The 331-nt window shown below is 39.3% G+C and carries 1 protein-coding gene; it reads right to left on the bottom strand.

The genetic code is table 11. The features are described 5' to 3' along the window. Positions 1 to 331: hypothetical protein (locus AB4486_RS27195; RefSeq protein ID WP_372119899.1), on the bottom strand; the 331-nt coding region annotated here is incomplete at both ends.

The following is a 331-nucleotide window of genomic DNA, read 5'->3' as shown; positions in this document are numbered from 1 at the left end:
GAGAAAAACGGCAGGATCAAGTGATCGGAATAAACCGAAACGAGCGATCGCAATCACCGAAATACGCATTATTTTTAAACAAGAAACGGCACGCTCAAACATATTAACAACGAATATAAAACTGGTTCTATCATCAAGGATGAATAGATGTTGATTGTCGGTAGCTGTATAAGTCGCGTTGATGTTCATCCACTTCAGACGTTTTGACATCATTTGTGCGTGGCTTTTACTTGAAATCGTACGAAGCTGAGTAAATAAGCTAGATTCGTTTTGAGCTAATTTTGCTGTAGCGACTTTGTGGAAGGTTGTGTTTTTACGTGGAGTACGAGTA

Source organism: Vibrio sp. 10N.222.55.C6 (genome assembly GCF_041473395.1).
Lineage (GTDB): Bacteria > Pseudomonadota > Gammaproteobacteria > Enterobacterales > Vibrionaceae > Vibrio > Vibrio crassostreae_C.
This window is presented reverse-complemented; position numbering and strand designations above follow the sequence as displayed.